At 45.7% G+C, this 25950-nt stretch carries 27 protein-coding genes; 6 read left to right on the forward strand and 21 right to left on the reverse strand.

The genetic code is table 11. The features are described from left to right. Nucleotides 1-224: 224 nt before the first annotated feature. From EOO49_RS10825 to EOO49_RS10840, 4 genes are read right to left on the reverse strand one after another with little or no spacing between them, the layout of a single operon-like run. Nucleotides 225-374: a hypothetical protein gene (locus EOO49_RS10825; RefSeq protein WP_290845537.1), complete on the reverse strand. Its 150-nt coding sequence runs from the start codon at nt 372-374 to the stop codon at nt 225-227. A gap of 24 nt (nt 375-398) precedes the next feature. Beyond that, on the reverse strand, nt 399-695 hold the full coding sequence (locus tag EOO49_RS10830; RefSeq protein WP_290845539.1) for a DUF721 domain-containing protein: 297 nt from the start codon (nt 693-695) through the stop codon (nt 399-401). 1 nt (nt 696) lies between these two features. Continuing rightward, nucleotides 697-1116, reverse strand: a complete 420-nt coding sequence (locus EOO49_RS10835; RefSeq protein WP_290845541.1) for a lipocalin family protein — start codon at nt 1114-1116, stop codon at nt 697-699. Nucleotides 1117-1160: 44 nt separating this feature from the next. Then, entirely contained in the window at nt 1161-1397 is a 237-nt protein-coding gene (locus EOO49_RS10840) for a hypothetical protein (protein ID WP_290845543.1), read from the reverse strand. On the opposite strand from EOO49_RS10840, the gene EOO49_RS10845 reads away from it, so the two are divergent. After that, nucleotides 1390-2457: a serine hydrolase gene (locus EOO49_RS10845; RefSeq protein WP_290845545.1), complete on the forward strand. Its 1068-nt coding sequence runs from the start codon at nt 1390-1392 to the stop codon at nt 2455-2457. The two genes, EOO49_RS10840 and EOO49_RS10845, sit on opposite strands and share 8 nt — an antisense overlap. Nucleotides 2458-2696: 239 nt before the next feature. Here the strand turns inward: EOO49_RS10845 and EOO49_RS10850 are convergent, their stop codons facing one another. The 12 genes from EOO49_RS10850 to EOO49_RS10905 all read right to left on the reverse strand — a co-directional run bounded on the left by EOO49_RS10850 (nt 2697) and on the right by EOO49_RS10905 (nt 12069). Further along, nucleotides 2697-2879, reverse strand: coding sequence for a hypothetical protein (locus tag EOO49_RS10850; RefSeq protein WP_290845547.1), 183 nt, complete (start codon nt 2877-2879; stop codon nt 2697-2699). Then, complete coding sequence (gene ftsY / locus EOO49_RS10855) at nt 2879-3832, reverse strand: signal recognition particle-docking protein FtsY (RefSeq protein WP_290845549.1); 954 nt, start codon at nt 3830-3832, stop codon at nt 2879-2881. The genes EOO49_RS10850 and ftsY overlap by 1 nt, the downstream gene beginning before the upstream one ends. 378 nt (nt 3833-4210) lie before the next feature. Then, nucleotides 4211-4363 carry a DUF4295 domain-containing protein gene (locus EOO49_RS10860; RefSeq protein ID WP_169528377.1) on the reverse strand — a complete coding sequence of 51 codons (153 nt, stop codon included), beginning with the start codon at nt 4361-4363 and terminating at the stop codon, nt 4211-4213. A gap of 9 nt (nt 4364-4372) precedes the next feature. Then, on the reverse strand, nt 4373-4555 hold the full coding sequence (gene rpmG, locus EOO49_RS10865) for a 50S ribosomal protein L33 (RefSeq protein WP_290845551.1): 183 nt from the start codon (nt 4553-4555) through the stop codon (nt 4373-4375). 29 nt (nt 4556-4584) lie between these two features. Beyond that, nucleotides 4585-4821 carry a 50S ribosomal protein L28 gene (gene rpmB, locus EOO49_RS10870; RefSeq protein ID WP_290845554.1) on the reverse strand — a complete coding sequence of 79 codons (237 nt, stop codon included), beginning with the start codon at nt 4819-4821 and terminating at the stop codon, nt 4585-4587. A 74-nt stretch (nt 4822-4895) separates the two neighbouring features. Then, entirely contained in the window at nt 4896-6152 is a 1257-nt protein-coding gene (locus tag EOO49_RS10875) for a CinA family nicotinamide mononucleotide deamidase-related protein (protein WP_290845556.1), read from the reverse strand. A 35-nt stretch (nt 6153-6187) separates the two neighbouring features. After that, the gene (locus EOO49_RS10880) at nt 6188-6931 is read right to left on the reverse strand and encodes a TlpA disulfide reductase family protein (RefSeq protein WP_290845558.1); all 744 of its coding nucleotides are present in this window, start codon (nt 6929-6931) and stop codon (nt 6188-6190) included. 395 nt (nt 6932-7326) lie between these two features. After that, a complete protein-coding gene (locus EOO49_RS10885; protein WP_290845560.1) occupies nt 7327-7671 on the reverse strand; it encodes a histidine kinase in 345 nt (114 codons plus the stop codon). Further along, nucleotides 7671-8282, reverse strand: a complete 612-nt coding sequence (locus EOO49_RS10890; RefSeq protein WP_290845562.1) for a fumarylacetoacetate hydrolase family protein — start codon at nt 8280-8282, stop codon at nt 7671-7673. The genes EOO49_RS10885 and EOO49_RS10890 overlap by 1 nt, the downstream gene beginning before the upstream one ends. Before the next feature lie 117 nt (nt 8283-8399). Continuing rightward, on the reverse strand, nt 8400-9173 hold the full coding sequence (locus tag EOO49_RS10895) for a 3'-5' exonuclease (protein WP_290845564.1): 774 nt from the start codon (nt 9171-9173) through the stop codon (nt 8400-8402). Between the two features lie 303 nt (nt 9174-9476). Continuing rightward, on the reverse strand, nt 9477-10901 hold the full coding sequence (locus EOO49_RS10900; RefSeq protein WP_290845566.1) for an RtcB family protein: 1425 nt from the start codon (nt 10899-10901) through the stop codon (nt 9477-9479). Nucleotides 10902-10977: 76 nt separating this feature from the next. Next, nucleotides 10978-12069, reverse strand: a complete 1092-nt coding sequence (locus tag EOO49_RS10905) for a slipin family protein (protein ID WP_290845568.1) — start codon at nt 12067-12069, stop codon at nt 10978-10980. Between the two features lie 1164 nt (nt 12070-13233). Between EOO49_RS10905 and EOO49_RS10910 the strand changes: the two genes are divergently transcribed. Together EOO49_RS10910 and EOO49_RS10915 are read left to right on the forward strand one after the other, a co-directional pair. After that, nucleotides 13234-14286 carry a WYL domain-containing protein gene (locus EOO49_RS10910; RefSeq protein ID WP_290845570.1) on the forward strand — a complete coding sequence of 351 codons (1053 nt, stop codon included), beginning with the start codon at nt 13234-13236 and terminating at the stop codon, nt 14284-14286. Further along, nucleotides 14283-14510 (forward strand): hypothetical protein, encoded by a 228-nt coding sequence (locus EOO49_RS10915; protein ID WP_290845572.1) that lies wholly within the window; start codon nt 14283-14285, stop codon nt 14508-14510. Before EOO49_RS10910 ends, EOO49_RS10915 begins: the two co-directional genes overlap by 4 nt. Nucleotides 14511-16144: 1634 nt before the next feature. On the opposite strand, the gene EOO49_RS10920 is transcribed toward EOO49_RS10915, so the two are convergent. The 4 genes from EOO49_RS10920 to EOO49_RS10935 form a co-directional block, all read right to left on the reverse strand. Then, complete coding sequence (locus tag EOO49_RS10920; protein WP_290845574.1) at nt 16145-16708, reverse strand: metallophosphoesterase family protein; 564 nt, start codon at nt 16706-16708, stop codon at nt 16145-16147. A 130-nt stretch (nt 16709-16838) separates the two neighbouring features. Continuing rightward, entirely contained in the window at nt 16839-18293 is a 1455-nt protein-coding gene (locus tag EOO49_RS10925; RefSeq protein ID WP_290845575.1) for a 2-oxo acid dehydrogenase subunit E2, read from the reverse strand. Between the two features lie 117 nt (nt 18294-18410). Continuing rightward, nucleotides 18411-19547 carry a glycosyltransferase family 2 protein gene (locus tag EOO49_RS10930; protein WP_290845577.1) on the reverse strand — a complete coding sequence of 379 codons (1137 nt, stop codon included), beginning with the start codon at nt 19545-19547 and terminating at the stop codon, nt 18411-18413. A gap of 181 nt (nt 19548-19728) precedes the next feature. After that, nucleotides 19729-20163 (reverse strand): Hsp20/alpha crystallin family protein, encoded by a 435-nt coding sequence (locus EOO49_RS10935; RefSeq protein WP_290845579.1) that lies wholly within the window; start codon nt 20161-20163, stop codon nt 19729-19731. Between the two features lie 190 nt (nt 20164-20353). Between EOO49_RS10935 and EOO49_RS10940 the strand changes: the two genes are divergently transcribed. Further along, a complete protein-coding gene (locus tag EOO49_RS10940) occupies nt 20354-21079 on the forward strand; it encodes a hypothetical protein (RefSeq protein ID WP_290845581.1) in 726 nt (241 codons plus the stop codon). A 186-nt stretch (nt 21080-21265) separates the two neighbouring features. On the opposite strand, the gene EOO49_RS10945 is transcribed toward EOO49_RS10940, so the two are convergent. Beyond that, nucleotides 21266-23125 carry an ABC-F family ATP-binding cassette domain-containing protein gene (locus tag EOO49_RS10945; protein WP_290845583.1) on the reverse strand — a complete coding sequence of 620 codons (1860 nt, stop codon included), beginning with the start codon at nt 23123-23125 and terminating at the stop codon, nt 21266-21268. A 1208-nt stretch (nt 23126-24333) separates the two neighbouring features. Here EOO49_RS10945 and EOO49_RS10950 point away from each other — a divergent pair. Together EOO49_RS10950 and prs are read left to right on the forward strand one after the other, a co-directional pair. Beyond that, nucleotides 24334-25026, forward strand: coding sequence for an NUDIX domain-containing protein (locus tag EOO49_RS10950; protein ID WP_290845585.1), 693 nt, complete (start codon nt 24334-24336; stop codon nt 25024-25026). 71 nt (nt 25027-25097) lie between these two features. Next, nucleotides 25098-25937, forward strand: coding sequence for a ribose-phosphate diphosphokinase (gene prs / locus EOO49_RS10955; protein ID WP_290845587.1), 840 nt, complete (start codon nt 25098-25100; stop codon nt 25935-25937). Nucleotides 25938-25950: the final 13 nt, after the last annotated feature.

A 25950-nucleotide genomic window follows, 5' to 3' on the forward strand; every position in this document is an offset into this window, starting at 1 on the left:
AGTAGCAGTTGTTGAGCCGCTTAGAAAAAGCAGCAGCAAACAGTTGTAGCAGCTAGTTGTTGAAACAATTATATACAAGAAATCCCGTTAGATCGAATCTGACGGGATTTTTTATTTGGTTCATAGCAGATTGGAATTCCTTAGTTATCGGAATAGTGCATAACTAAATAATCGCTGTTTTCGCCGTCGCCGACGCCTTCTCTTACTTTTCTGCGCCTTTTACGCTACCGCTTCTGCAACTGCTTCTTTTTCTGCTCTACTTCTGCTTCTACTGCTGCTGCTGCTGCTTCTGCAACTGCTGCTGCTTCTGCTGCTGCTTCTGCTTCTGCTTCTGCTTCTGCTTCTGCAACTGCTTCTGCTACTGCTACTGCCACTGCAACTGCTTCTACGCTAAAAAGCTACCTCAAAACCACATCAGTAACAATCTCCCGTCCCAATTCCTCGTTGATCATGGCGACGATCTTGGTTTTTCCGTAACTCAATTCTTCGCGCAAAACCGCCGAGGTCAGTTCCACGTAAAGCGTAGAGCCTTTGAGGACAACGTTCCGCGTGTAGGTTTTCACGCCGTTTCCCATTAGCGAGAACCACGCGTCTTTTACGGCCACGGCGTCCATTCCGGGTTGGAGTTTGTTCGAGGAAATGATCTGTTTCAGGACGTCCGAGATCGAACCTTCGTTGCTGGTGCGCTTTGCCATGTCAGTCGAGTTTTATCGGACCTGCCTTTTTGTAGTGATATTCGATCTGCTGCGGATTTTCGACCACCAATTCTGCATCGGAAATCGAAATGATCTTCTCGCGCCACTTGTCATAGTCGGTCATATAGTTCAAAAAAGTTCCGTCCTTTTCATAGGTGACGACAATTTTTTCGGTGAGATCGTTCGTCTGGAACGTGCCGTCGAGCTGCGGCATCACTTTGGCGCGATAGCCTTTATCGGACTTGATTTCATAAAAATCGTAGACCGTATTTGCCTGATAATCCTTGTGCTCACCATCGTTTTTCACGACTTTCTCTATTTGCCAATAGCCGTTGATCTTTGCTACGTCATCTTTCGAAAACTTGGTTTGGCAAGCGGTAAAAACCAGTGAAAATGCGAATAGGAATGCGAAATTTCTCATGTTGCAAAAGTAGGTTTTTTAGAAGCCGATCCGGCTACCCGCTTTTAGCTTTTTTGAACAAATCGGCTTTTGTGACGCGCCAAAGTAGCTTCCTTTGGTCGCTCTTTGGCCGCGACAAAATCACGATTTCTTCCAAAAAAGGCTAACCACTTGTATCCGGGCTGGGGCGTTCGTTCGGAATCAAGCGTTTGCGCAAGATCAAATCCAAAATAGGGCGCTATTAAACCTTTCGTCGTTTTTACAATCCAACCTTCAAACCAAAACCTCCCGATGATGAACAAATTGCTATTCACCTTTTTGTCGGCTTTCACTTTATTGGCCTGCAATACAACCGACGACGACGACCAAATTCCAGCAGAAAACCTGTATTTCCCGCCTTCCACAGGAACTGTCTGGGAAACCAAAACTGCTTATGAACTCAATTGGAACGAAGACCAAATCCAGCCGTTGCTCGATTTCCTCGAGGAAAAACACTCCAAAAGCTTCATCATACTCGTGGACGGGAAAATCGTCATGGAAAATTATTTCGGTTCACACACCGCCTCTTCACCTTGGTATTGGGCGAGCGCCGGAAAAACACTGACCTCGACGGCCGTCGGGATCGCGCAACAACAGGGTTTGCTCGACATTGACAATCCGGTTTCAGACTATTTGGGCGCCGGTTGGACGAGTCTTACCTCGGCTCAGGAAAACCAGATCACCGTAAAACATTTACTCACCATGACTTCAGGCCTGGACGACGCGGCAAACGGAGATTGCACAACTCCGCAATGTCTCGAATACCTCGCTCCGGCGGGAACGCGTTGGGCTTATGACAATGTTTATGTGGTTTTGCAAAATGTCGTCGCAGCGGCTTCGGGTCAAACCTGGGAAAACTATTTCAACGCCAATATCAAGAACAAGATTGGCATGACCGGACTTTGGACGCAACTCGATGGATTGTCGGTTTACTATTCGACCACGAGAAGTATGGCGCGATTCGGGCTTTTGGCATTGGCAAGCGGCAATTGGAATGGGCAACAGGTAATTCCGCAAGCTTTTTTCGATGACGCAACGCACACTTCCCAAAACATCAACAAGTCTTACGGTTATCTTTGGTGGATTAACGGCGAACAAAGCTATCATCTGCCGCAAACCCAAGCCGAATTTCTCGGAAGTTTGGTGCCAAGCGGACCGAGCGACATGTTCATGGCTTTGGGCAAAAACGACCAAAAAATCTACGTGATCCCAAGCAAGAGAATGGTTGTCGTGAGAATGGGCGAAGCCGCCGACGACAGCAATTGGGCGCTTTCAGGCTTCGACGAAGCTTTGTGGGTCAAGATAAACGCTGTGATTAATTAGCGACAAAATCGAAATACAACGAAAACGCTAAAACAAATGATTTGCTTTAGCGCTTTCTGTTTTTCCAGTATTTCCAAAAACAAAGCCCGAACAAAAGAGCTCCGACGATCGCGAATCCGTAGTCCAGGAAATTTACTTTGTTGGAGAAAAATTTGGACAGGAAAAAACAGATTGCACCCAAGATAAACAACTTGGCTACCGAGAATCCTTTGGTCGTTGCGGGTTTTGCCGTGCGCTTTTTAGCCATTGTTTTCAGAGCGGAAAAGTTTGACGAATCCGATCACGCAAACCAAAATCCCGATTCCCGTCATGACGTAGAAAACGTTCGGGCTCGAATTTTTCACCGATTGAGCCGATGCCACGATAAGCATTCCCGCAATCGAGTAAAGCATTCCCGGAGATGTCGATCGGCGGCGTCTCATCATTTGAAGAATGAATCTACGAATTCGTATTTGTTGAACACCTGAAGGTCATTGATTCCCTCGCCTACTCCAATGTATTTCACCGGAATCTGGAATTGGTCGGAAATTCCTATCACGACGCCGCCTTTCGCTGTTCCGTCGAGTTTGGTTACCGCCAATGCAGATACTTCTGTGGCCGCCGTGAATTGTTTGGCTTGTTCGAAAGCGTTTTGTCCCGTCGATCCGTCGAGTACAAGAAGTACGTCGTGAGGCGCATCTGGAAGTACTTTTTGCATGACACGCTTGACTTTCGACAGTTCGTTCATGAGATTGATCTTGTTGTGAAGACGTCCGGCGGTGTCTATGATCACGACGTCGGCGTTTTGTGAAACCGCAGATTGTAAGGTGTCGAACGCCACTGAAGCAGGATCGCTGCCCATTTGTTGTTTTACGATTGGCACGCCCACGCGATCAGCCCAGATTTGGAGCTGGTCGATTGCCGCAGCGCGGAAAGTGTCGGCGGCGCCAAGCACGACTTTGTAGCCGGCTTTGTTGAATTGGTTGGCGAGTTTCCCGATCGTCGTGGTTTTCCCCACTCCGTTTACTCCTACGACCATGATCACATATGGCTTTTTGTCTTGCGGAATCGTGAATTCGGAGGCTTCACCACTGTTGGTTTCAGACAACAAACCGGCGATTTCCTCGCGCAGGATTTTGTTGAGTTCGTCCGTGCCCATGTACTTGTCTTCGGAGACGCGTTTCTCGATGCGTCCGATGATCTTGAGTGTGGTTTCTACGCCAACGTCGCTCGAAACCAGCACTTCTTCGAGGTTGTCGAGTACCTCATCGTCTACTTTCGATTTGCCGGCGACTGCTTTGGTGAGTTTGGAAAAGAACGAGGTTTTGGTCTGCTCGAGGCCTTTGTCGAGGGTTTCTTTCTTTTCGGAGGAAAATATTCGTTTGAAGAATGACATTCTTATTGTTCGCTGTTCGTTAATCGTTGTTGGTTTTTCCAACATCCCTTTTGTCTGCCAAAGATTCGGATTACGAATGATTCCTGACTAATGACGAATGTTGAAATGGAGCTCGCGCCCTAGCCCGGATGCAAGCGGTTAGCCTTTTGACGAAAACGGCTTTGGTTTTGTTCGTTTGCCCAAGCGACCGAAGGAAGCTCTTGGCAAGCGTTACAAAACCCGGCGTTTTCTAGAAAGCTAAAAGCGGGTCAGCCGGATTGGCTACAAATATAATTAAAAGTCGCCTCGAGGCAATGCCGAACGCAGCGAAGCTAAAGTGTAATGCAAAAAAAAAGCCACCTCGATCGAAGTAGCTTTTCCAATTCGCTTTTCAGCAAATTATTTCTTTTTCAAAAACTCGTCTACAAGTTCAGGAGCCATGATAGACTCAACGAACGTATATGCGCCTGTTTTTGGAGATTTCACCATCTTGATGGCTTTAGACAATCTCTTTGACTGTGTTTGCAGGGTTGCAACGGTCTTTTTTGCCATGACTTAAACTTATTTAATTTCTTTATGAACCGTCATCTTTTTCAAGATCGGGTTGAATTTCTTGATCTCCATACGATCTGGAGTGTTCTTTTTGTTCTTCGTAGTGATGTAGCGCGAAGTTCCTGGAAGACCAGTTCCTTTGTGCTCAGTACACTCTAAAATCACCTGGATTCTGTTGCCTTTCTTTGCCATTTTGCTCTATAGTAGTTTTCGGGAAAAGATTACTTGATGAATCCGTTCGCCTTTGCTTGTTTCAAAACAGCGGCAATCCCGTTCTTGTTAATAGTTTTGATAGTAGAGGCAGCAACTCGGAGCGTGATCCATCTGTCTTCTTCAGCAAGATAGAAACGCTTTTTAACCAGGTTTACTGAAAATTTCCTCTTGGTTTTGTTCATTGCGTGGGAAACATTGTTTCCAACCATCGCTCTCTTACCTGTAAGGTCACAAACTCTTGACATTATGCTTCTCTTTATTCGTTATTCAAAATCAGGGTGCAAAGAAAGTAAAAAAAAGCGTTTGCACAAAACATTTTTTATACATTTTTTAAAATTTCTTTTTGGAGCATTTCCAGCGATTTGTTTACGGCTCTATCGACCACTTTTTCACGAGGTTGGCCAAAGTTGAAGCGTTCGACGATCGTTTCCTTCGGTGTCGCGACCGCTATGAAAACAATCCCGATTTCCTCGTGAGTGTCGTCTGACGTTGGGCCGGCATTTCCCGTGACGCCGATTCCGTAGTCTGTTTTTAGCAGTGTCATGACGTTTTGCGCCATCTCTTTGGCGACCTCCGCACTGACAACTGAATGCGCTGCTATCGTCTTTTCGGAAACGCCGAGATTGTTGATTTTCACGTCTTTGGAATAACACACGATACTTCCCGAGAAATACTTGGACGAACCCGGAACCGAAGTCAAAACCTGTGCGATTTTGCCGCCCGTACAACTTTCCGCCGTCGCGATCGTAAAGCCTTTTTGCGTGAGTTGGCCGCCGAGAACCGCTTCAAGTGTCTTGTCTTCCTCGAGTCCGACGATGGTTTCGCCAAGGATTTTCGAGACCAAACCAATGTTTTCTGCCAAAGCCGATTCGAGCAATTCCTTGTCAACGCCTCTCGCCGACAGCCGCAAACGCACGCGACCCGGCGATGGCAAATAAGCCAGTTTTATGAATCCGGGCAGTGCGTCTTCCCATCCCGAGATCTTGTCGGCAAGCAAACTTTCGCCCATTCCGTAGGTCATTATCGTTTTGTGGATGATGTACGGACGCCTGAAATCCTGGACTATCTTCGGAATCACGATCGTATCTATCAAACCTTTCATCTCGAATGGAACGCCCGGCATCGAGATAAAAACCGTTTCGCCTTTTTGCAGCCACATTCCCGGAGCCGTCCCGAATTCGTTGTGTAACACCAAAGCTTTTGACGGAACGAGCGCCTGATCGACGTTCGTTTGCAGAAGCGGCTGTCGTTTTCCCGAAAACTTCTCGAACAGATTCTCTACGTGAGCCAAGACTTTCGGATCACTCACAAGTTCGTCTTCAAAGTATTCCGCCAGCGTTTTCTTGGTGATGTCGTCTTTTGTCGGGCCTAGTCCGCCGGTGATTATCACGAAGTTGGTTTTGTCCTGCAAACGCTTGAAGGTTTCAAGAATGTGTTGGCGATCATCTGAAACCGAAAGCATTTCATGCACATCGATCCCGATGTTGTCGAAAGCCTTAGCGATGTATTGCGAATTCGTATCGAGAATTTGTCCAATCAGGATTTCGTCTCCTATGGTAACTATCGTTGCTGTCAAAGTGGAAATTTTGACGTAAAGTTACGCAATGGAAACTATTTGGTGCGCGGAGCGTCCAACGCCATCTGCAATTGCAGCCGCATTCCTTTGCCGTCTGACATGACCAAGCTGCCGTCGTCTTTTGCAATCATTGGAATTCCTCCCGAAACATTGGCGATCTCGCCGTCTTTGTCGAGCATCACATTGGTGGGGAATTCCGAGATCTCGAGTTTGTCGATAAGTTCTCGTGCGTCGGTAATTTGTATGAAATCGAATTTGTGCGTCTTGAGGAACTTCCTGACTTTTTCCTTGGGCTCGTAAGTAACCGCGATAAAGTTGATCTTGTCCCCGAATTGCTTCTTGATATCGTTGAGCACTTTCATTTCCGCGATGCAAGGCGCACACGAAGTGTACCAGAAGTTAACGAGCGTTGGCTTTCCTGCTACGTCTGAAAAAGGGATCGTTTTCCCGTCGAGTGTCCGGAACTTTTCAAATGGAATTTTCTCCATGAAATGATTGTTGAGCTTTACCGCTTTGGATTCGTTTTCACTGATAGTGCCCACGTCGACTGCCCAATTGTAAACCATGATAACAGAATCTTTGTTGCGATAAGATTCCTGGGCGCCTTCGCTAAATTTGGCTTTCGGCATACGAACCTTGACGCCTGCGAAATAATCGTCTCTGGCATTATTGTATGTTGCCTCATCGAGCGTGACGCCGAGTGCGCCTTTGTAATACTTTTTCTGGGAAATCCCGACGAGCGGGAATAGCAACACCATTGCGAGAAGTACTGTTTTCATCATTTTGTAACGTATTGGTTGTCAACCTAAAATTATGTAAATGACAAATGACGCAATTACAGAAAATCTGTAAAAAATGTGAAAGTTTTGTTAATGGAATTCGGTCGGATTTTGTTTAGTAAACATCGATTTCTTTTTGAATTAAGAACCGCCATGACCGAAGTGCGATAACCTGTCCAACATCCGGAATGACTCGTCACCCAAAAGCCTAGCCCTGATGCAAGCGGCTAGCCTTTGCCCTAAAACACAAAAGTTTTGCCGACTTGGCGAAGCGACCGAAGGAAGCTCTTGCCAAGTCTTGCAAAACTTGTGTTTTGGGGTAAAGCTACTAGCGGGTCAGCAGGATTTAGCTACAAATCAAAGTAGCGGTTGCAGTCGCAATAGCAGTAATTACCTTATATGTTGAAATCTTTCTTGAGTTCCTTGACGGCTTTCTCGACCTGAGCCTCGACGCTGTCAAAAGTTTCATTGATTTCCTTGCGCTTTCCTTCGCGCTTGGTCCAGGCTTCGATCTCGAGGATTTCCTCGAAGGCCTGCGTCATTCCCAAAAGATCGAGAGTAGGCTTGATTTTGTGGGCGTAGCTGTAGGCGAGCTTGTGTTCTTTGGTCTTGATGCCGAGTTTGATCTGCATCACGTCCTGAGGCACTTCGGTAATGAAAAGGGTGATGATTTGCATCACGAATTCATCGTCGTTGTCCGATAGCGCGTGGACTTTTGATAGATTGTAATGTAGGGCCATTATTTGATTTGTATTCTGAATAATTGTTTGTCCTGGATAAAACCTTCGAGCACGTCTCCGGCCGAAACTTTGGCAACACCTTCTGGCGTTCCCGTAAAAATGATGTCACCGACGCGCAACGTGAAATATTTGGAAACGTAGGAAATTATCTCGTCAATCTTCCACAACATGTGCGCAGAATCACCTTTTTGTACGGTTTTTCCGTTGTTGGTGAGTTCAAAGGTAATGGATTCATCAGAACTAAAAATTTTTTTCGATAAGAAGTCGCCAATAACCGCTGAACCGTCAAATGCCTTGGCTTTTTCCCACGGCAGGCCTTTGTCTTTGAGGCGCTGTTGCACGTCTCTGGCGGTAAAGTCAATGCCAAGGCCGATCTCGTCGTAATATTTGTGCGCAAATTTCGCATCTATGTACTTTCCGACCTTCGTGATCTTGACCAAAAGCTCGACTTCGTGGTGCACGTCGTTGGAAAATTCCGGAATCACGAACGGAAATTGTTTGGGCAAAACCGCCGTATCGGGCTTTAGGAAAATGACGGGCTCGTCTGGCTTTTCGTTGTTGAGTTCGGCTATGTGTGAGGCGTAATTTCGGCCTATGCAGATGATTTTCATTTTTTTGAGTGCCTGGTTTTTTAGTGCCTGAGTGCCTGAGTTTCTGAACACTTGAGTCCTACGTTCGCTATTCGCAACTCATTATTAATTATTAACTATTAATTATTAATCAACGAGCTAGAACTTATTGTTAAGCCGGCGCAACTTGATCGCCGTCAGGACCTTTTTGGTGTAAAGCGGAAAATCGGCGCCTTGTATCCAGCCGAAATAGCCCGGTTCGCTATCAAAAACAGCTTCCACCAAAACGCCTTTGTGCTTTCCGAAGGTAAAAACCTCTCGCCCTTTGTCGTCGAATGCGATCATTCCCGCGAAATCGGCGGCTTTCTTGCGCGTGGTGTATTCCGACAAGGTTTTCATGTCGTTTTCCAGATCGGGGTAACGATCCAATTGCGCTTTCAGTATCTCGTAAGTCGCAACGGTATCGGCTTCGGCAGAATGCGCGTTCTCGAGCGCTTTCCCGCAATAGAACTTCAAAGCGGCGCTCAAAGTGCGTTCTTCTTTTTTGTGGAAAATCGTCTGGACGTCTACCGAAACGCGGCTTTTCATGTCGAAATCGACTTCGGCACGCAACAATTCCTCGGCCAATAACGGAATGTCGAAACGATCGGAATTGTATCCGGCCAAATCGCTGTCCTTGATCATCGAATAAACCTGGGAAGCAAGTTCCTTGAAAGTCGGTTCGTTTGCCACTTTTTCGTCAGAAATCCCGTGAACGGCGGTAGAAGATGGCGGAATCGGAATCGTCGGATTGACCAGCCAAGTCTTGCTTTCGCGGTTGCCGTTCGGAAAAACCTTGAGTATGGAGATTTCTACGATTCGGTCTTTGCAGATGTCGATTCCCGTGGTCTCGAGGTCAAAGAAACAGATGGGACGCGTGAGTTTTAGTTCCATAAAATTTTGTTGGAAGGCAAAGATAGGGGTTTTCTTTTGGCGCGAATGTGAGGATTTTCACAAATGCTTTCAGCCCTGTCAGTTTGCCAGCATTCTTGATTTTTTTGCCACGATACGGACTAATTTATTTAGGCATCTCAAACCGATCAAATTGAAGTGTTATCATTTTTAACCGCGAATTCGCGAATTTGCTTTGCGGTACGAGCGTAAATTCGCGAATTCGCGGTTCGAAAAAATGGATAGCTGCGACTTTCCGTGGACTTAAAAATACGAAGCTAAAAAAGCAGCCAAAACCTGACTGCTTTAATCCTCGCGGCTGCCATCATCTGCCATACGGACGATTTTTGGTGTGAATTTGGCCACGACATCGACAAGCTCTCTCTGGGAATCCATCACGAGGTTGATGTCTTTGTATGCCATCGGCGCTTCGTCCTTTCCGGCGCCTATCAATGTTACGCCGTGGTCTTTGAGGACTTGCGCCATCTCGTTTTTGGTGACCGTTTTCATCGCCTGGGTTCTCGACAGTTGACGTCCGGCGCCGTGCGAGGCCGAATTGATTGCGTTCTCTTCACCTTTTCCGCGAACCAAAAATCCGGGCGCGGTCATCGAACCCGGAATGATTCCCATCACGCCTTTTGCGGCCGGAGTCGCACCTTTCCTATGCACGATCACTTCCTCTCCGTTCCAGATTTCCTTCCAGGCAAAGTTGTGGTGGTTTTCGACTTTGGCCAAAACTTCGGCACCGATCGCCTTGGCCATTTTTTCGTGAATGACCTCGTGGCAAGCCGATGCGTAATCGCCGGCAAGGTTCATTGCCATCCAATATTCCTGTCCTTCCTGTGAATCAAGTGACAGCCAAGCCAGATTTTGCGCCTCTTTCGGAAGTTTTGTGATGCTTTTGGCCAGTCGCGTGTAGTGTCCGGCCAGGGTCGCGCCGAAACCTCTCGATCCGGAATGTGTCAACAAAGCGACGTATTTGCCTTTTTCGATATTTAGGATGTCGTCCTTTTCGGCGAACTCGACGATCCCGAATTCCACAAAATGGTTGCCGCCGCCCGATGTTCCGAGTTGCGACCAAGCCTTGTCTTTCAACTGCTTTACCATCGGCGTCATGTTGAAATCGCTGTTGTCCAGAATTTCGTGATCTGATTTGTGCTGTCCGTGGAAGCCGTGACCCGCTCCGAATTTAGTGTGCGCGACCAGTTCGCGTTGGTATTTCGCACGGTTTTGCTCGAAAACGGATGCGGGAATATCGTAGATCGAAAGCGCCATCCTGCATCCGATATCGACTCCGACGCCATATGGAATGATCGCGTTTTTGGTCGCCAGCACGCCTCCTATCGGCAATCCGTAACCTTGGTGCGCGTCCGGCATCAACGCTCCGGCGACCGTGATCGGCAATTTCATGGCGATGTCCATTTGGTTCCTCGCGCCCTCCTCGATGTGTTGCGCGCCGTAAACCGAATAAGCATCCGCGGAAGCGTTCAAAGCGAGAATTTCATCTTTGGGAATGCTCGCCTCTTCGATCATTTTGGCCACCAGATTCCCGAGAATTTCATCATCGAGGAAGTTTTTGGGATAGTCCGCGATTTTTTTGAACAACGCTACAAGTTCGTCTTTTTCGAGTTCGGAATACTTGGAATTGGCAAGTTTGAGCGCCACTCCCAGGATTTCATTTTGTTTGTATCCGACAGCCAATAGATCGTTGCCGTTGATTTTTGTTTCCATTTTATCAATTTTGTGTTTTGATCATTGGATCGTCGGAAAACCCGATAATCTGAAAATCCTATTAATCCGATACTCATCATTTAGAAAATATCTGACGCAACTGGTCGACAATCTGTCCGCTTCCGGAAACCGAGATAGAGCCCACTTTTTCAGCGATTTTCTCGACATACTCCATTTCCTTGAGCTTGAAAAGCATCTCGTTTTCTTCCATCAGTTTCGCCGTGTTGAGCAAACTTCTGGTCGAGGCGGTTTCTTCCCGCCTCATGATGCTGTTGGCCTGGGCTTTTTTCTCGGCGACCAAAACCTGGTTCATGATGTCTTTCATTTCGCCCGGCAAGATCACGTCGCGGATTCCGGCTTCGAAAACCTCGATTCCCATAGCTTTCGCTTTCTGGGCAACTTCCGATAGGATTTCTTTGCCCAAACTGTCTTTTTTCGACAGCAACTCGTCCAGCGAAAGCGCACTCACGGTTTGCCTTAAGGCCAATTGCAACAAAATGTACAACTGTTTTTCGTAATCGCGGTTCTCGCTCAAGACCTTGACAGCATCGAACACTTTGAACTGCGCGAAAAAATTGATGCGGAGCGCAGCTTTGTCTTTCGTAAGCAATTCCTGTCCCGAAATCTCGAGAAACCGCAAACGCAGATCGACGCATTTTACTTCTACCGTGACGTTGTTTTGCCAGAACGAGTACATGCCAGACTTGAGTTGCTTCTCGAATTTTCCGTCTATGTAAAGCAACCCGGTTTCGTCAGACGGAACGAAAAACTTACGCACGAACGGACGCAATTTGACGTGGTCGAGCAAAACATCGGGAACCTTGTCGTCAATTTCGGCCTTTGAAATATCGGCTTTGACGAATTCGTAGCTCATGATGCTTTTCCAGAAGGCGTAGCGTCCGGCGGTCAAGACAGCGTTGAAGATTCCGTTTGTGAACAAAAGCACGATTTCGCCGTCCTTGACTTCTACAACTTCAAGCATCGCTGCCAGTTGCTGGTTTTGCAGTAAAATATTGAGTTCGGTTTTGGATTGGAACGAATGTGTCATGTCGTGTACTTCCACGTAATCGTATCCGAATACCCAATTTTTGCCTTGGGTAAGGACTTTCTTGACTTTTCCGTCGTTGAATACTAATCCGGCTTGGTTGGCTTTTAGGATATAAAACATGATTTCTCCAGTAATTATTAATTGTTAATTATTAATTGTTAATTAAAAAAAACGCCTTGCCTCGCCACCATCGCAAGCGGAATCAAAACAAGCAAAACGGAATCCGAATTTTGTTCTTGAGGACTTTTCGCGCCTGGCATTTCGCTTTCGCGGATTTGTCCTTTCGGAAGAAAATTGGCCCTGAATCCTTTTGTGCTGATCCAGGCCTTTGACTGGTTTGCGTCTCTTGGAAAAGAGTCGCCGGCAAAGGCAATTTGTCTTTTTTTGGTCGCGCTTTTTTGAGGAGTTCGCGCCTCCTAACTACATTTACAGTGTAGCACTCTACCACTTGAGTTACCCGATAACCTAAATCGGAGAAGGATTCGAACCTTCAACTGGAACTATTGCTATAACCGGACTTAGCTACAAGGCTTTCGCCAAGGCGGGATTCGAACCCGCGACACATAGTTGTGGGGAATTTTTGTGGAAAAACACCCGGAAACCTTCAAATCAAGTTGAACGAAACGCACTGATACCGAATGGCAAGTCATTTCGCAATGGTGCCTTTTGAAACACGCAACAAGACCTGATCGAACTCTTATTTATGTTGGAACGTTTGCCTGATTCCAACTAATTTCTTTTAAAAAGAATGAGGCGGTAGGCGAAAAGGCTCATTTTTGAATGAAACGGCCTGATCTTGGTTTTTGGAAAGGAAATTAAATTTCATGACGTTGTTATTTACTGGTTTGACTTGCATCAGTTTCATTGATTGTTCCTGACAGTGCAAAGATGGCCGCCTGTGTGTGCAACCGAATTGCGCAGTTGTTTTTTAGTTGCAACTTTTATTTCAAAAAACTAACAATCAATAACTTAAATCTTAAAATAATTTATTTTTTGTTTATGAGTCCAGAAAGTGCGCAGATAGATTGCGCAGTTGGAACCGGATTTGTTATTTTTGGATGGATGCTGCAATTCAGATGGCAGTGGCAGTTGCAGTTGCAGTTGCAGTTGCAGTTGCAGTGTTGTGCCGAAAGTTGAACCGAAGTTTTACAGGAATTGAAGCGAAGTTGAACCGAAGTTTTACCGGAATTGAAACGAAATTGATTCCAAATTGATTCCAAATTGATTCCAAATTGATTCCAAATTGACCCGAAAAACTGAATTGGAATTTTTATCCGAAATAGAATGGCTACGAACAAACTTGCGTTGATACGCTACAAAACGCTCGATGAATGCTTGAAAAACCGCTTTCGCAAGTGGACGCTCGAAGATTTGATGGAAAAGGTTTCGGATGCACTTTATGAGTATGAAGGCATTACTTCGGGCGTAAGCAGGCGCACGATCCAAGGGGATTTGCAGACGATGCGCAGCGACAAACTCGGCTACAATGCGCCGATCGTAATCGTGGATCGCAAGTTTTATGTCTACGAAGATCCTGATTTTTCGATCGCGAATTCTCCTATAAACGCCAGTGACATGGAGAAAATGAAGGAAATCGTGAGCGTTCTGAAGCATCTGAACGGCTTTCGCTATTTCGACGAGATGAGCGACATGATCGCCAAATTGGAGAACAACCTCAACAAATCGGCTGACAAGACCAAGAATTACATCCAATTCGAGAACAATTCGCAGTTGAAAGGTTTGGGTTTCATCAATCCTTTGTATCAGGCGATCCTGAAGAAAACGCCGCTGCTGATCGAATACAAATCGTTCCGCGCGAAGCAGTCGCAACAGAAAATCTACTTTCCTTATTTGCTCAAAGAATATCGGAACCGTTGGTTTTTGATGGCTTTGCCCAAGAAAAGTTCGACTTTGATAACAATGGCCTTGGACCGCATCGTGGAGTTTCACGAGATTCCGAAAGAGACGTTCATCGACTACGAAGGTGTGGCATTCGAAAGGTATTTCGAGGACTGCTTGGGCGTGACCAAAAGCGCCAAAGACCGCGGCCATCGAGTGGTTTTGCAGTTCGACGCATATAACGCGCCATATGTTTTGACCAAACCGTTGCACACCTCGCAACAGGTTTTGAAAGAGGACGAAAACGGCGTGGTAATTAGGCTTGACGTGGTTTTGAACTTCGAGCTCGAACGCGAGATTTTAGGTTTTGGCGAATGCGTCAAGGTTTTGTCGCCTCGAAATCTGGCCATGAGAATTGCCCGGCGTTTGGGACGCGCTTCCGGTCAATACGAGGTTTCGGAACAATCAGCCGATAAACAAACCGCAGAAACCCGATGACGCTGGTAATCTTGTTTGGGATTTTGGTTTTGATCTGGATGACGAACTATATTTTCGGACGGCTTTTTCCGCCCAAAGCGCAACGCGGGATTTTGTTTTTTTTCTTCGCGGTTTTGGGAGTCGTGATGGCGATTTTGCTTTTCAAAGTGCTCAAGACGTTTTTTGTGGTCGCTGTTCCTGTTGCGATTTTGCTGACTTTTATGGTTTTGACGCGCAAAAAGTAGCTTTTCGTCGCTTGAATTTTTACTTCGCTTTTCGATCACTTAGCTATTTATCCGCGGGCGAGTCACGTTTTTTCATGAAATGATACGTTTCCGAATTTACCACTAACATTCAACCGCGAATTCGCGAATTGCACAGATTTCCGTTTCACTTTTGGATCTCACAGATCTGGACGAATATCAAGCCGCAGACTCGTCGCAACAACCTTAATTTTCTTAACTATCTTAATTGTTCAAAAACTTCCACAAAGAATTTCCGGCGCGACAAAGCGAAGCGTCTTAATGTTCTTAATGTTCTTAATGACCTTAATGGTTTAAATCACTCGTGTTGTGTCAAGCCACGAATGCACGAATTTTCATTTCGCCTATTTTTTTGCCACGGATACACGGATTTTCACAGATTGCACAGATTTCCGTTTCACTTTTGGATCTCACGGATCGGGACGAATTTCAAACCGAGAATTCGTCGCAACAACCTTAATTTTCTTAACTATCTTAATTGTTCAAAAACTTCCACAAAGAATTTCCGGCGCGACAAAGCAAAGCGTCTTAATGTTCTTAATGTTCTTAATGACCTTAATGGTTTAAATCACTCGCGTCGGTGTGAAGCCACGAATGCACGAATTTTCGTTTCACTTTTGGATCTCACGGATCGGGACGAATTTCAAACCGAAAATTCGCCGCAACAACCTTAATTTTCTTAACTATCTTAATGGTTCAAAAACTTCCACAAAGAATTTCCGGCGCAACAAAGCAAAGCATCTTAATGACCTTAATGGTTTAAATCACTCGCGTCTGTGTCAAGCCACGGATACACGGATTTTCACAGATTGCACAGATCTCCGTTTCACTTTGGATCTCACGGATCTGGACGAATTTCAAACCGAGAATTCGTCACAACAACCTTAATCTTCTTAACTATCTTAATTGTTCAAAAACTTCCACAAAGAATTTCCGACGCAACAAAGCAAAGCGCCTTAATGTTCTTAATGTTCTTAATGACCTTAATGGTTTAAATCACTCGCGTCGGTGTGAAGCCACGAATGCACGAATTTTCGTTTCACTTTTGGATCTCACGGATCTGGACGAATTTCAAGCCGCAGACTCGTCGCAACAACCTTAATCTTCTTAACTATCTTAATTGTTCAAAAACTTCCACAAAGAATTTCCGGCGCAACAAAGCAAAGCGTCTTAATGTTCTTAATGACCTTAATGGTTTAAATCACTCGCGTCTGTGTGAAGCCACGAATGCACGAATTTTCATTTCGCCTATTTTTTTGCCACGGATACACGGATTTTCACAGATTGCACAGATTTCCGTTTCACTTTTGGATCTCACGGATCGGGACGAAGTCCAAACCGAAAATTCGTCGCAACAACCTTACTCTTCTCAACTATCTTAATTGTTCAAAAACTTCCACAAAAAATTTCCGGCGCAACAATGCGAAGTATCTTAATGCCCTTAATGCCCTTAATGGTTCAAAAACTTCCGCAAAGAATTTCGGGCGCGACAAGCAAAGCGTCTTAATGTTCTTAATGATCTTAATGGTTCAATTAATTGTTTTTGACGCGGATTTGCGTGCAAACGTTTCATGTCGCTTCCGCGGAATTTGAAACAACGCCTCAAAGAAAACTCGTCAATTCCGTGGCTCGAACGGCGACGTCCACGTTTTTCGGGACATGATCTGTTTTACTTCCTGATACGAAATCGGGTAAAAGTCATGACAGTCCACGCCAACGTCGAACGACAGAGAAGTTCTATCGTCGGGAAGTTCGTTGTGCGAATGACCATACAAATGCCACGAACCGTGATGGCTCGCGTTCCAGACGCGCATGGCATAATGAAAAAGCACGATCAGCCTTTTGCCGGCGTGCGCTTCCGGATCAGGAATTATGAGTTCGTGATAGTCTTTGACAGACTCGAAACAATCGGCGCATTGCAAGGCCACGCTTTCATGATTGCCCGTTACGAGATGGATTTTTCCGTTCAATTCGCCAAGGATTTCCCTGACTTTAGGTACGGAAGCAAGTCCGAAATCGCCCAAGTGATAAACGATATCCTCAGGTTTTACCTTTTCGTTCCAGCGCTTTATCAGCTCAGAATTCATTTCGTCAATATCGGCGAAAGGTCGGTTTGAAAATTTGATGATGTTCTTGTGACCGAAGTGATGGTCAGATGTGAACCATAAAGTAGATTCCATTGTAAAAAAAATATCGCGCCAAGATAGCATTTTTTCCGATTGGCATTTTTTCCGACCACCAGATTCAAATAATCGGAAATAAAAAAACCTCAGCGTTAACCGAGGTTTTGTATTCAAATAGGATTTTTCCTTAGAAATCGCGGTTCACATCGAAAGCTTCCATGTAATCAGCGACGCGTTTCACGAAACTTCCGCCAAGTGCGCCATCGACGACTCGGTGGTCGTAACTGTGCGACAGGAACATTTTCTTGCGGATTCCGATGAAGTCACCTTCCGGCGTCTCGATTACGGCTGGCACTTTGCGGATCGCTCCAAGTGCAAGGATTCCGACTTGCGGCTGGTTGATGATCGGCGTTCCGAACACAGAACCGAAAGTTCCAACATTCGTCACTGTATATGTTCCGCCTTGCGTATCGTCCGGTTTCAATTTTCCGGCTTTGGCGCGATTGCCCAAATCGTTTACGGCTTTCGCCATCCCAATAAGGTTCAACTGGTCGGCGTTCTTGATTACCGGAACGATCAGGTTCCCGTTTGGCAACGCGGCCGCCATTCCTAAATTGATCGCTTTTTTCTTGATGATGTAATCGCCTTCGACGGCAATGTTCATCAACGGGAAATCTTTGAGCGCTTTGGCCACGATTTCCATGAATATCGGTGTAAAAGTAAGCTTCTCGCCTTCTCTTTTCTCGAATTTTGTCTTGTTCTGTTCTCTCCAGTCCCAAATATTGGTCACGTCGACTTCGATGAAAGACTGCACGTGAGCCGACGTTTGGACCGACTCGACCATGTATTTCGAAATGAGTTTGCGCATGCGGTCCATTTCGATTATTTCATCCTGTCCGTTTACCGATACCGGCACTTTTGGAGCGGCCGGAGCAACTTGTCCGTTTGTAGATGGTTGCGTTTGCGCTGGTTGTGCAATCGGTTGTTGGGGCGAAGTTTGTTGAACTGGCTGTGCAACCGGTTGTGTTTCCTGTACCGACGCGGTTTGCGTTTGCACCGCAGGTTGAACCGGCGCGACTTGAGGTGCGTTTTCGCGATTTTCGACATAAGCCAAAATATCGTTTTTGGTCACGCGACCTTCGGCTCCGGTGCCTTGGATCACTTCGAGTTCGGACATCGAAATGCCTTCCTGAAGCGCTATGTTTTTCACCAATGGCGAATAGAATCTGTCTGAATTGTGGTAGTCTTCTTTTGTCGGTGGCGTGCCCGATGCGACTGGAGCTGCCGTGAACTGGCGCGCATTTTCTACCGTTTTTTCGATTTCCGATGCCGAGGCGACAACTTGAGGCGTCGGCGTTTCATCGGCTGACGGAATACTTGGCGCATCTACCACAACTCCGCCCTCGACCTCAATGATGGCGACCGTTTGCCCGACTTTTACGACATCGTCTTTCTGGAACAATTGCTCGACAAGTGTCCCCGAAACCTCGCTCGGAACTTCGCTGTCGACCTTATCGGTCGCGATTTCGAGCACGGCTTCGTCTGCCGAGATATGATCGCCCGGCTGTTTGAGCCAGTTGGTAATCGTCGCTTCCGCAACACTTTCGCCCATTTTCGGGAGCTTGAGTTCGTATCTTGCCATATTGATAAGCTGAACGCTGTATTTTAAAATCTGTTTGCGAAATTACCGATTTATCTTCTATTACAATAATGATAGTGTAATTTTTAGACGAAGTGCAAACGTTTTCGTTGAATGGTTTCAGAATGTCAGGACTTCTCCTCTATCGTTGCTGGAATCGCTTCCTATCGCCACATTTTCGAGTAAAATCCTGAAAGTATTTTCTTCGGACGAAAGCTTTTGCATCTCACCGATGATCGCACCGAAAGACAACTTGCCGGAATCGAGCCAGATTTGCGTCCTTTCGCGTTTTGACGAATATACTTTTTTTTCGTCCGAAGCACTTGACGCGACAAAGTTTTTTCCTAACAATTTTTCGACATTTTCGCGTTTTTCGGAATCGGCCGGAACGAACACGAATCGATCGGGTTTCGGAATAAAAACCTTCGCATCACCGCGTTTCTTGAGCGAAAACAGGAACGCGCCAAACTTCATGAAGAGATCGAAAACCGGCGATATCCGGAAATGCTTTTTGTAGAAAAAATTCATGGCTTCGCGAAAGCGTTTCATGTACAAACCGTCGCGAATCGTGCTTTCTCCTTTAAAATGAACCACAGTCGTATCGGCATAATAGTAGTTTTTCTTGCCCGATTTCAAGATCGTGTACGAGAGATCGATATCGTCCGAATACATAAAACAGTCCTCGTCGAATCCGCCGACGGCCAGGTAATCTTCGCGTTTCATCACCATAAAAGCGCCTACCAGAATCTCGACTTCGCCCGTTTGGTCAGGCGTGAGATGCAACGCGTAATAGCGTCCGAAAACAGATGGCAGCACTTTGTACAAACCTGTGACTTTTCCGAAGGCCGTGAACGGTTTAGGGATGCCGCGCTTGCTTTCCGGCAGGAATTTTCCGGTTCCGTCGATGAGTTTGCAACCGATGATTCCCAGATTTCGTTGCGCATCGGCGAAAGCCAGAACTTTTTCGAAAGTATCTTCGGCCACGACCGTATCGGGATTCAAAATGCAGATGAATTTGCCTTTGGCCTCGGCTACGCCAATATTGTTACCTTTTGGGAAACCGGAATTTTCGGTGTTCGCGATCAGTTTTACTTTAGGAAACATTGCGCGTACCATTTCGCACGAATCGTCTCGCGAATTGTTGTCGACCACAATGATTTCGGCCTCGAGATTCGCGATCGCCTTTTCTACCGATGCGAGACAAAGCCGCAAAAAATGCCGGACGTTGTAGTTCAGGATGACGACGGAAAGCTGCATTTGGCAAAGATAGCAAAGAGTGCCTCGAGTTCAAAGTGCCCGAGTTGTCGAGTTTGTTCGATTGCCGAAAATGGGCAAAGTTCTTTCTGCACCAATCTCAGGAACTTGTCAGGAACTCCGTCGCTTCAAAAAAAAAAAAAAAGCGCCCCAAATAAGGACGCTTTCTACTAAACACTCGCAATCAATCATTAACCTCAATCAACCTCTTCGCTTTAGCGAGTGCTTCTTCTTTTTTCGGAATCGAAATCTTCAAAACGCCGGCCTCGTAAGCTGCCTTGATCTCGTCCTCATTTGCCGTTTCAGGCAACGTGAACGAACGCTTGAACGAGGCGAAAGCGAATTCGCGTTTCGTGTATTTTCCTTCCTGTTTGTTTTCTTCAGTTTTTGCTTCGGATGAAATCGTCAGAACATTCTTGTCGACTTCAATACTGAAATCCTGTTTGGTTTTCCCTGGCGCCGACAACTCGATCTCATACGCATTTTCGGTTTCGCGAATGTTCACCGGAGGCAAATTCGACGCGTTGAAGTTCAGCTGGCGTCCGCCAAAGTCCGGGCGGAACAATTCGTCAAGTACGTGCGGAAAAAAATGGGCCGGATTTCTTTTTACTGTATTCATAATTGCTATTCTTTAAATGGATTATTGTATTTGACGTCAATTAGTCAACATTTATACCGATTCGATTGTAGCTGACAAAACGGCATTTTTAACGACATTTTGGCATTTTACCAAATTTCAGGATTTCTGCCAATATATTTTGTGTGCTGATTCTCAAGCACTATATTCGCGGCCTAATCAAAACAAAACCATGAAAAAACCAGTATTGTTGTTGTCAGCTATCGTTTCGTCTTTGTTGACAGCTTGCGGAAGCGATGACAATCCATCTCCGGTAACGTCTACCGAAAAGTACATCGCGAGCGTTCAGACCTTTTCTTCTGACGATGATCCGCAAAGCCTTACCGTAACTTATAACGCCCAAGGAAAAGTTACAGGCGTGAACGACGGAAGCGAAAGCCACGGACTCAACTACGCCAGCAATGGCGATTTGGACAACGTGACAGGAAGCGATCCTTTCTCGATTTCGGAATTGTATCAAGATCCTTACAACGGGTACGAAATTGGCGACGTCGTAGCGTACGACAGCAAAGGAAACCCAACGGAACTGCGTCTGTTCGAAAGAGATTACGACGGAACGATCATCGAAGAGTACAAAGGTTTCATCACTTATGACAGCGAGCCGAACCCGTTCTATTACACGCTTAAGGCGGCCGGAATCATCGAAGTTTTGGAAAACGTACAGTTGAATTTCAGCTCTGCGCCACAATCGGAAGAATTGATCATGGCCAAGAAACTTTTGTTCGTGAACAACCCGAAGACTTTCGTGGTGAAGCACCAAAACGGAACGATCGCTTCGCAAGTGACGGCGTCCTACACCTACGATGCTGACGGATACGCAACTTCAGGCGTGTTCAATTCGAGCAACGAAGAAGGAGAAAGCTCTTCGTCTTCTGCGACTTACACTTACAGAAACTAGTCGTTACAGACCCAAATAAAATCGCCCGATCAAATTTTTGGTCGGGCGTTTTTGTTTTCGGATGATGCCTGAACTGCTGATAAAAAGCAACTCGTATCGCAATATAAAGCCACGAATGCACGAATAAGGGTTTGATTCGTGCATTCGTGGCCTTATTATTTCTATGGGAGAACCTAAAATTGGTGACTAGCTTTCCAGTTTTGCGCTGAGCTCGAACCAACGCTCCTCCTTGCTTTCCATATCGGAAATGATTTTCTGCAATTCCTGGGCTTTCGGATTGATATCGGCTTCGGCCACATTTCCTTCCGAAAATGCTTTCTCAATTTCCTTTTTCTTCCACTCCAGATCCTTGATTTCCTTTTCGAGTTTGGTGAATTCCTTTTGCTCGTTGAAAGACAATCCGACCGACGCCTTGTTCTGCTTCCAGTTGTTTTTCTCCTTCGGAGCGTCGTCTTTCACGGGTTCGGCAGAATCTTCGTATGTTCTGAAATCTGAATAATTGCCAGGAAAATCCTCGATCACGCCTTGTCCGCGGAAAATGAACAAGTGGTCGACGATCTTGTCCATGAAATACCTGTCGTGGGAAACGACGACGAGACACCCGGGATAATCCATAAGGAAATTTTCGAGCACGTTCAAGGTTACGATATCGAGGTCATTCGTAGGTTCATCGAGAATCAAAAAGTTCGGATTTTGTATCAAAACCGTACACAAATACAAGCGTTTCAACTCGCCACCTGAAAGTTTCTCGACAAAATCGTGCTGCTTTTTCCTGTCGAACAAAAAGCGCTCGAGCAATTGTCCGGCCGAAATCGTGCGTCCTTTCGCAAGCGGAATATACTCGCCGAATTCCTTTATGACGTCGATGACTTTTTGGCCAACTTTGGGATTGATGCCGCTTTGCGTGTAATATCCAAGCTTGATCGTGTCACCAATGACGACTTTACCCGAATCAGGTTGCATCGAGCCCGTGACGAGATTCAGGAACGTCGACTTTCCGGTTCCGTTTTTGCCGATGATTCCGATGCGTTCGCCTCTCTGGAAGTCGTAAGTATATTTATCTAGGATGATTTTCGAGTCGAAATGCTTGGTAACGTTGTGCAATTCGATGACTTTCGAACCCAGACGCTCCATATTTATTTCAAGTTCGACCGATTGCTCACGTCGTCTGCTGCGCGCTTTTTCCTGGATCACGTAAAAGTCGTCCTGACGCGATTTTGATTTCGTGGTTCGCGCTTTAGGCTGGCGGCGCATCCAATCCAATTCCTTTACAAAAAGGTTCTGGGCTTTGTCGACGCTAGCGTTTTCCGAAGCGATCCTGAGTTCTTTTTTCTCGAGATAATACGAGTAATTTCCTTTGTATTGGTACAATTTTCCGTTCTCGAGTTCGATGATTTCGTTGCAGACCCGTTCCAGAAAAAATCGGTCGTGCGTGACCATGAACAACGTCATGTTTTCCTTGGCGAAGTAATTCTCGAGCCATTCGATCATTTCGAGATCCAAATGGTTTGTAGGTTCGTCGAGAATCAACAAGTCCGGTTTCGAGATCAGGATGATGGCCAACGCGAGACGTTTCTTTTGTCCGCCCGACAAATTCTTGACCTTAAGCGTCAAATCGTCGAGTTTCAGCTTGGACAGAATCTGCTTGAACTGGGTTTCGAAATCCCACGCATTGTGGCGGTCCATGTCGTCGAACGCCTTTTGGTAGACTTCTTCGTTTTCGGGATTTTCGAGCGCTTTTTCGTATTGCTCGATGACTTTGAGGATTTGGTTGTCCGATGCGAAAATCGATTCCTCGATCGTCAATTCGTCCTGTAAATTCGGCACTTGCGACAAAAATGCCATCTTGATTTCCTTGCGCATCACGACTTGTCCCGAATCGGCTTCGTCGATGCCCGTCAAAATGTTCATGATCGTCGTCTTTCCCGATCCGTTTTTGGCGATAAACGCAATTTTCTGGTCTTTGTTGATCCCGAACGAAATGTTGTCAAATAACGTGCGTTCGCCGTAATGCTTGGAGATATTCTCTACTGAAAGGTAATTCATGGCGCAAAGATAATCGGAGATATCAGATAATGGATGATAGACGAAAAGATAATGGACGAAAAGATAACAGACTTTTTGATTTAGAGATTTTTGGATTTTCAGGCATATCAATTCCAAAGCAATCCGAATTTGGGATTTGGGATTTGGGATTTGGGATTTGGGATTTGGTGATTTAAAATTTCAAATTTTCGTTTTAGAATTTAACCTCTCAGGTTACCTTGTCAGGTTTTAGACCTGTCAGGATTTAAAAGGTGACAGGTTTGTTTTTGAGTTTTCAGGTCGGTGGATTTCAGGTTCTCGTATTTGGGATTTGGTCAGATAGCCATATGGGTTAGAATTGGGATTTGGGATTTGGAATTTGTCCCGACGCTATGGGAAAGAGTTCTTCACATTTTCCTACAAAAAAAGCACACCCTGTCAGGGTTATAAACCCTGTCACTGTTTTAAACGGTGACAGGTTGATTTGTAGGAATTCCAGTTTCAGCTTCCAAACTCCCTTTTTAAATACGGGATTTGGTTTTCGGATTTTCAGATTTGCGAATTCGCAGATTTTCGGCTTTTCAGACATATCGATCCCAAAGCAAGTCAAAATTTAGGGTTTGGAATTTGTCCCGACAATTATCGGACGAAATCCTTGCCATTTCCTACAAAAAAAGCACACCCTGTCAGGGTTATAAACCCTGTCACTGTTTTAAACGGTGACAGGGTGATTTGTAGGAATTCGGTTTCGGCTTCCAAACTCCCGATTTAAATACGAGATGTGATTTTCGGCTTTTCAGATTTTCGCAGATCTTCGGCTTTTCAGACATATCGATCCCAAAGCAAGTCAAAATTTAGGGTTTGGAATTTGTCCCGACAATTATCGGACGAATTCCTTGCCATTTCCTACAAAAAAAGCACACCCTGTCAGGGTTATAAACCCTGTCACTGTTTTAAACGGTGACAGGGTGATTTGTAGGAATTCGGTTTCGGCGTCCAAATTACCAATTCTAAACACAGTTTCGATTCGCACATTTACAGACTCGCCGATTTTCCGTTTTAGAATTGAACCTCTCAGACTACTTTGTCAGGTCTTAGACCTGTCAGGATTTAAAAGGTGACAGGTTTGTTTTTTGGGTTTTCAGATTTTCGACTCGGTGGATTTCAGTTTCGTATTTGGAATTTGGGTTTTGGAATTTGAGATTTCCGATTTCCCCTATATTTACGAAATGATTCCCCAAAACATAAAAATCGCGGTCGACGCCATAATCTTCGGATACGAAAAAAACAACCTGTTCGTGCTGCTTATCAAACAAAAATCCGGACCATTTTCGGGCGTTTGGTGCTTGCCCGGCGGGTTCGTGCTCGATTCCGAATCGCTTACGCAAGCCGTGGAGCGCGAACTTCTCGAAGAAACGGGCGTGTCGGTAAACTATCTCGAGCAACTTTACACTTTTGGCGATTTGGGACGCGATCCTAGGCAGCGCGTGATTTCGGTGGCTTATTTCGGATTGGTCGACCCTTCGAAACTTTCGTTGGTCGAAAAAACCGATACCGATGCCGAAGACGCGCATTGGTTTGCGGTGAACGAACTTCCAAAATTGGGTTACGATCATTCGCAGATCGTCCAAACGGCCTTGGAGCGTTTGCGTGCGAAGTTGGCTTATCAACCCATCGGATTCGACCTACTTCCGAAGAAATTCCCTTTTTCCGACCTTGAAAACCTTTACGCCTCGATTCTCGAAAAGGAAATTGACCGCCGAAACTTCCGTAAAAAAATCCTGAGCTTTGGCCTTTTGCACGAAACCGATGAGCAAATCGCCGTTGGCAAAGGTCGTCCGGCCAATCTTTTCCAATTCGACAAAACCAGATACGAGCAACTCCTGAAAGAAAATTTCCTGTTTGAAATCAAATTTGCGTAATTTTTACACAAAATAATTTGCCAGACAAAATTCTCTTTTTATATTTGCGTATAATTTACACAAAATAACAAATGATACTCAATCTCGATCCCAACTTCAAACCCGCAAGCGGAACTGAAATCGCCTTTAAGGCTTTCACGTTCTCGGGTGGCGAACCTCACATCAAAATCGAGGCTTTCGACACGACACAAAAAGTCACGGTCACGCACCGACTCAACTCTTTCAACGACTTCGGACTTTTCATCACGGCCATCGACGCGCTTCGCAACATGGGTGCAAAAACGATCGAAGCCGTAATTCCTTATTTCCCCGCGGCCAGACAAGATCGCCTGATGATTCCCGGCGAACCTTTGACCGTGAAGGTTTACGCAAGAATTTTGAACAGCCTGAACCTCGATAAAGTCTACGTTTTCGACGCACATTCCGAGGTTACGCCGGCTTTGGTCGAAAACTGCGAAGTGATTCCGAACCACGAATTCATAGCCGATGTCTTGAAGCAAGTGCCATCGGTTTCCAAACTCGTTTCCCCGGACGGAGGCGCGCTCAAGAAAATCTACAAAGTCTCGACTTTCCTTGGCGGAATGGACGTTGTGGAATGTTCGAAAAACCGAGATGTCAAGACCGGAAGATTGTCCGGATTCAAGGTTTTCGCCGACGATCTGTCTGGCGCCGACTGTTTGATTGTGGACGATATTTGCGATGGTGGCGCGACATTCATCGGTCTGGCCGAAGCTTTGAAAGCGAAAGGCGCCGGAAAACTCTATCTGGCAGTTTCCCACGGAATCTTCTCGAAAGGCGTGGAAAATCTGACGCAAATCTTCGACACTACTTTTACGACGAATTCGTTCCGCGACATTTCCGAAAACGGCGTCGTCCAACTTCCTATAAAAAAATTAATAATTAATAGTTAATAATTAATAATTA

The organism is Flavobacterium sp., from assembly GCF_004295795.1.
Taxonomy (GTDB): domain Bacteria; phylum Bacteroidota; class Bacteroidia; order Flavobacteriales; family Flavobacteriaceae; genus Flavobacterium.

What these genes read in the sequence shown, in the direction of transcription:
- EOO49_RS10830 (WP_290845539.1), bottom strand. Translation starts at nt 695, where the DNA reads ATGGCAAAGCGCACCAGCAACGAAGGTTCGATCTCGGACGTCCTGAAA.
- EOO49_RS10835 (WP_290845541.1), bottom strand. Translation starts at nt 1,116, where the DNA reads ATGAGAAATTTCGCATTCCTATTCGCATTTTCACTGGTTTTTACCGCT.
- EOO49_RS10845 (WP_290845545.1), top strand. Translation starts at nt 1,390, where the DNA reads ATGAACAAATTGCTATTCACCTTTTTGTCGGCTTTCACTTTATTGGCC.
- EOO49_RS10850 (WP_290845547.1), bottom strand. Translation starts at nt 2,879, where the DNA reads ATGAGACGCCGCCGATCGACATCTCCGGGAATGCTTTACTCGATTGCG.
- ftsY (WP_290845549.1), bottom strand. Translation starts at nt 3,832, where the DNA reads ATGTCATTCTTCAAACGAATATTTTCCTCCGAAAAGAAAGAAACCCTC.
- EOO49_RS10860 (WP_169528377.1), bottom strand. Translation starts at nt 4,363, where the DNA reads ATGGCAAAAAAGACCGTTGCAACCCTGCAAACACAGTCAAAGAGATTG.
- rpmG (WP_290845551.1), bottom strand. Translation starts at nt 4,555, where the DNA reads ATGGCAAAGAAAGGCAACAGAATCCAGGTGATTTTAGAGTGTACTGAG.
- rpmB (WP_290845554.1), bottom strand. Translation starts at nt 4,821, where the DNA reads ATGTCAAGAGTTTGTGACCTTACAGGTAAGAGAGCGATGGTTGGAAAC.
- EOO49_RS10880 (WP_290845558.1), bottom strand. Translation starts at nt 6,931, where the DNA reads ATGAAAACAGTACTTCTCGCAATGGTGTTGCTATTCCCGCTCGTCGGG.
- EOO49_RS10885 (WP_290845560.1), bottom strand. Translation starts at nt 7,671, where the DNA reads ATGGCCCTACATTACAATCTATCAAAAGTCCACGCGCTATCGGACAAC.
- EOO49_RS10890 (WP_290845562.1), bottom strand. Translation starts at nt 8,282, where the DNA reads ATGAAAATCATCTGCATAGGCCGAAATTACGCCTCACACATAGCCGAA.
- EOO49_RS10895 (WP_290845564.1), bottom strand. Translation starts at nt 9,173, where the DNA reads ATGGAACTAAAACTCACGCGTCCCATCTGTTTCTTTGACCTCGAGACC.
- EOO49_RS10900 (WP_290845566.1), bottom strand. Translation starts at nt 10,901, where the DNA reads ATGGAAACAAAAATCAACGGCAACGATCTATTGGCTGTCGGATACAAA.
- EOO49_RS10905 (WP_290845568.1), bottom strand. Translation starts at nt 12,069, where the DNA reads ATGTTTTATATCCTAAAAGCCAACCAAGCCGGATTAGTATTCAACGAC.
- EOO49_RS10910 (WP_290845570.1), top strand. Translation starts at nt 13,234, where the DNA reads ATGGCTACGAACAAACTTGCGTTGATACGCTACAAAACGCTCGATGAA.
- EOO49_RS10915 (WP_290845572.1), top strand. Translation starts at nt 14,283, where the DNA reads ATGACGCTGGTAATCTTGTTTGGGATTTTGGTTTTGATCTGGATGACG.
- EOO49_RS10920 (WP_290845574.1), bottom strand. Translation starts at nt 16,708, where the DNA reads ATGGAATCTACTTTATGGTTCACATCTGACCATCACTTCGGTCACAAG.
- EOO49_RS10925 (WP_290845575.1), bottom strand. Translation starts at nt 18,293, where the DNA reads ATGGCAAGATACGAACTCAAGCTCCCGAAAATGGGCGAAAGTGTTGCG.
- EOO49_RS10930 (WP_290845577.1), bottom strand. Translation starts at nt 19,547, where the DNA reads ATGCAGCTTTCCGTCGTCATCCTGAACTACAACGTCCGGCATTTTTTG.
- EOO49_RS10935 (WP_290845579.1), bottom strand. Translation starts at nt 20,163, where the DNA reads ATGAATACAGTAAAAAGAAATCCGGCCCATTTTTTTCCGCACGTACTT.
- EOO49_RS10940 (WP_290845581.1), top strand. Translation starts at nt 20,354, where the DNA reads ATGAAAAAACCAGTATTGTTGTTGTCAGCTATCGTTTCGTCTTTGTTG.
- EOO49_RS10945 (WP_290845583.1), bottom strand. Translation starts at nt 23,125, where the DNA reads ATGAATTACCTTTCAGTAGAGAATATCTCCAAGCATTACGGCGAACGC.
- EOO49_RS10950 (WP_290845585.1), top strand. Translation starts at nt 24,334, where the DNA reads ATGATTCCCCAAAACATAAAAATCGCGGTCGACGCCATAATCTTCGGA.
- prs (WP_290845587.1), top strand. Translation starts at nt 25,098, where the DNA reads ATGATACTCAATCTCGATCCCAACTTCAAACCCGCAAGCGGAACTGAA.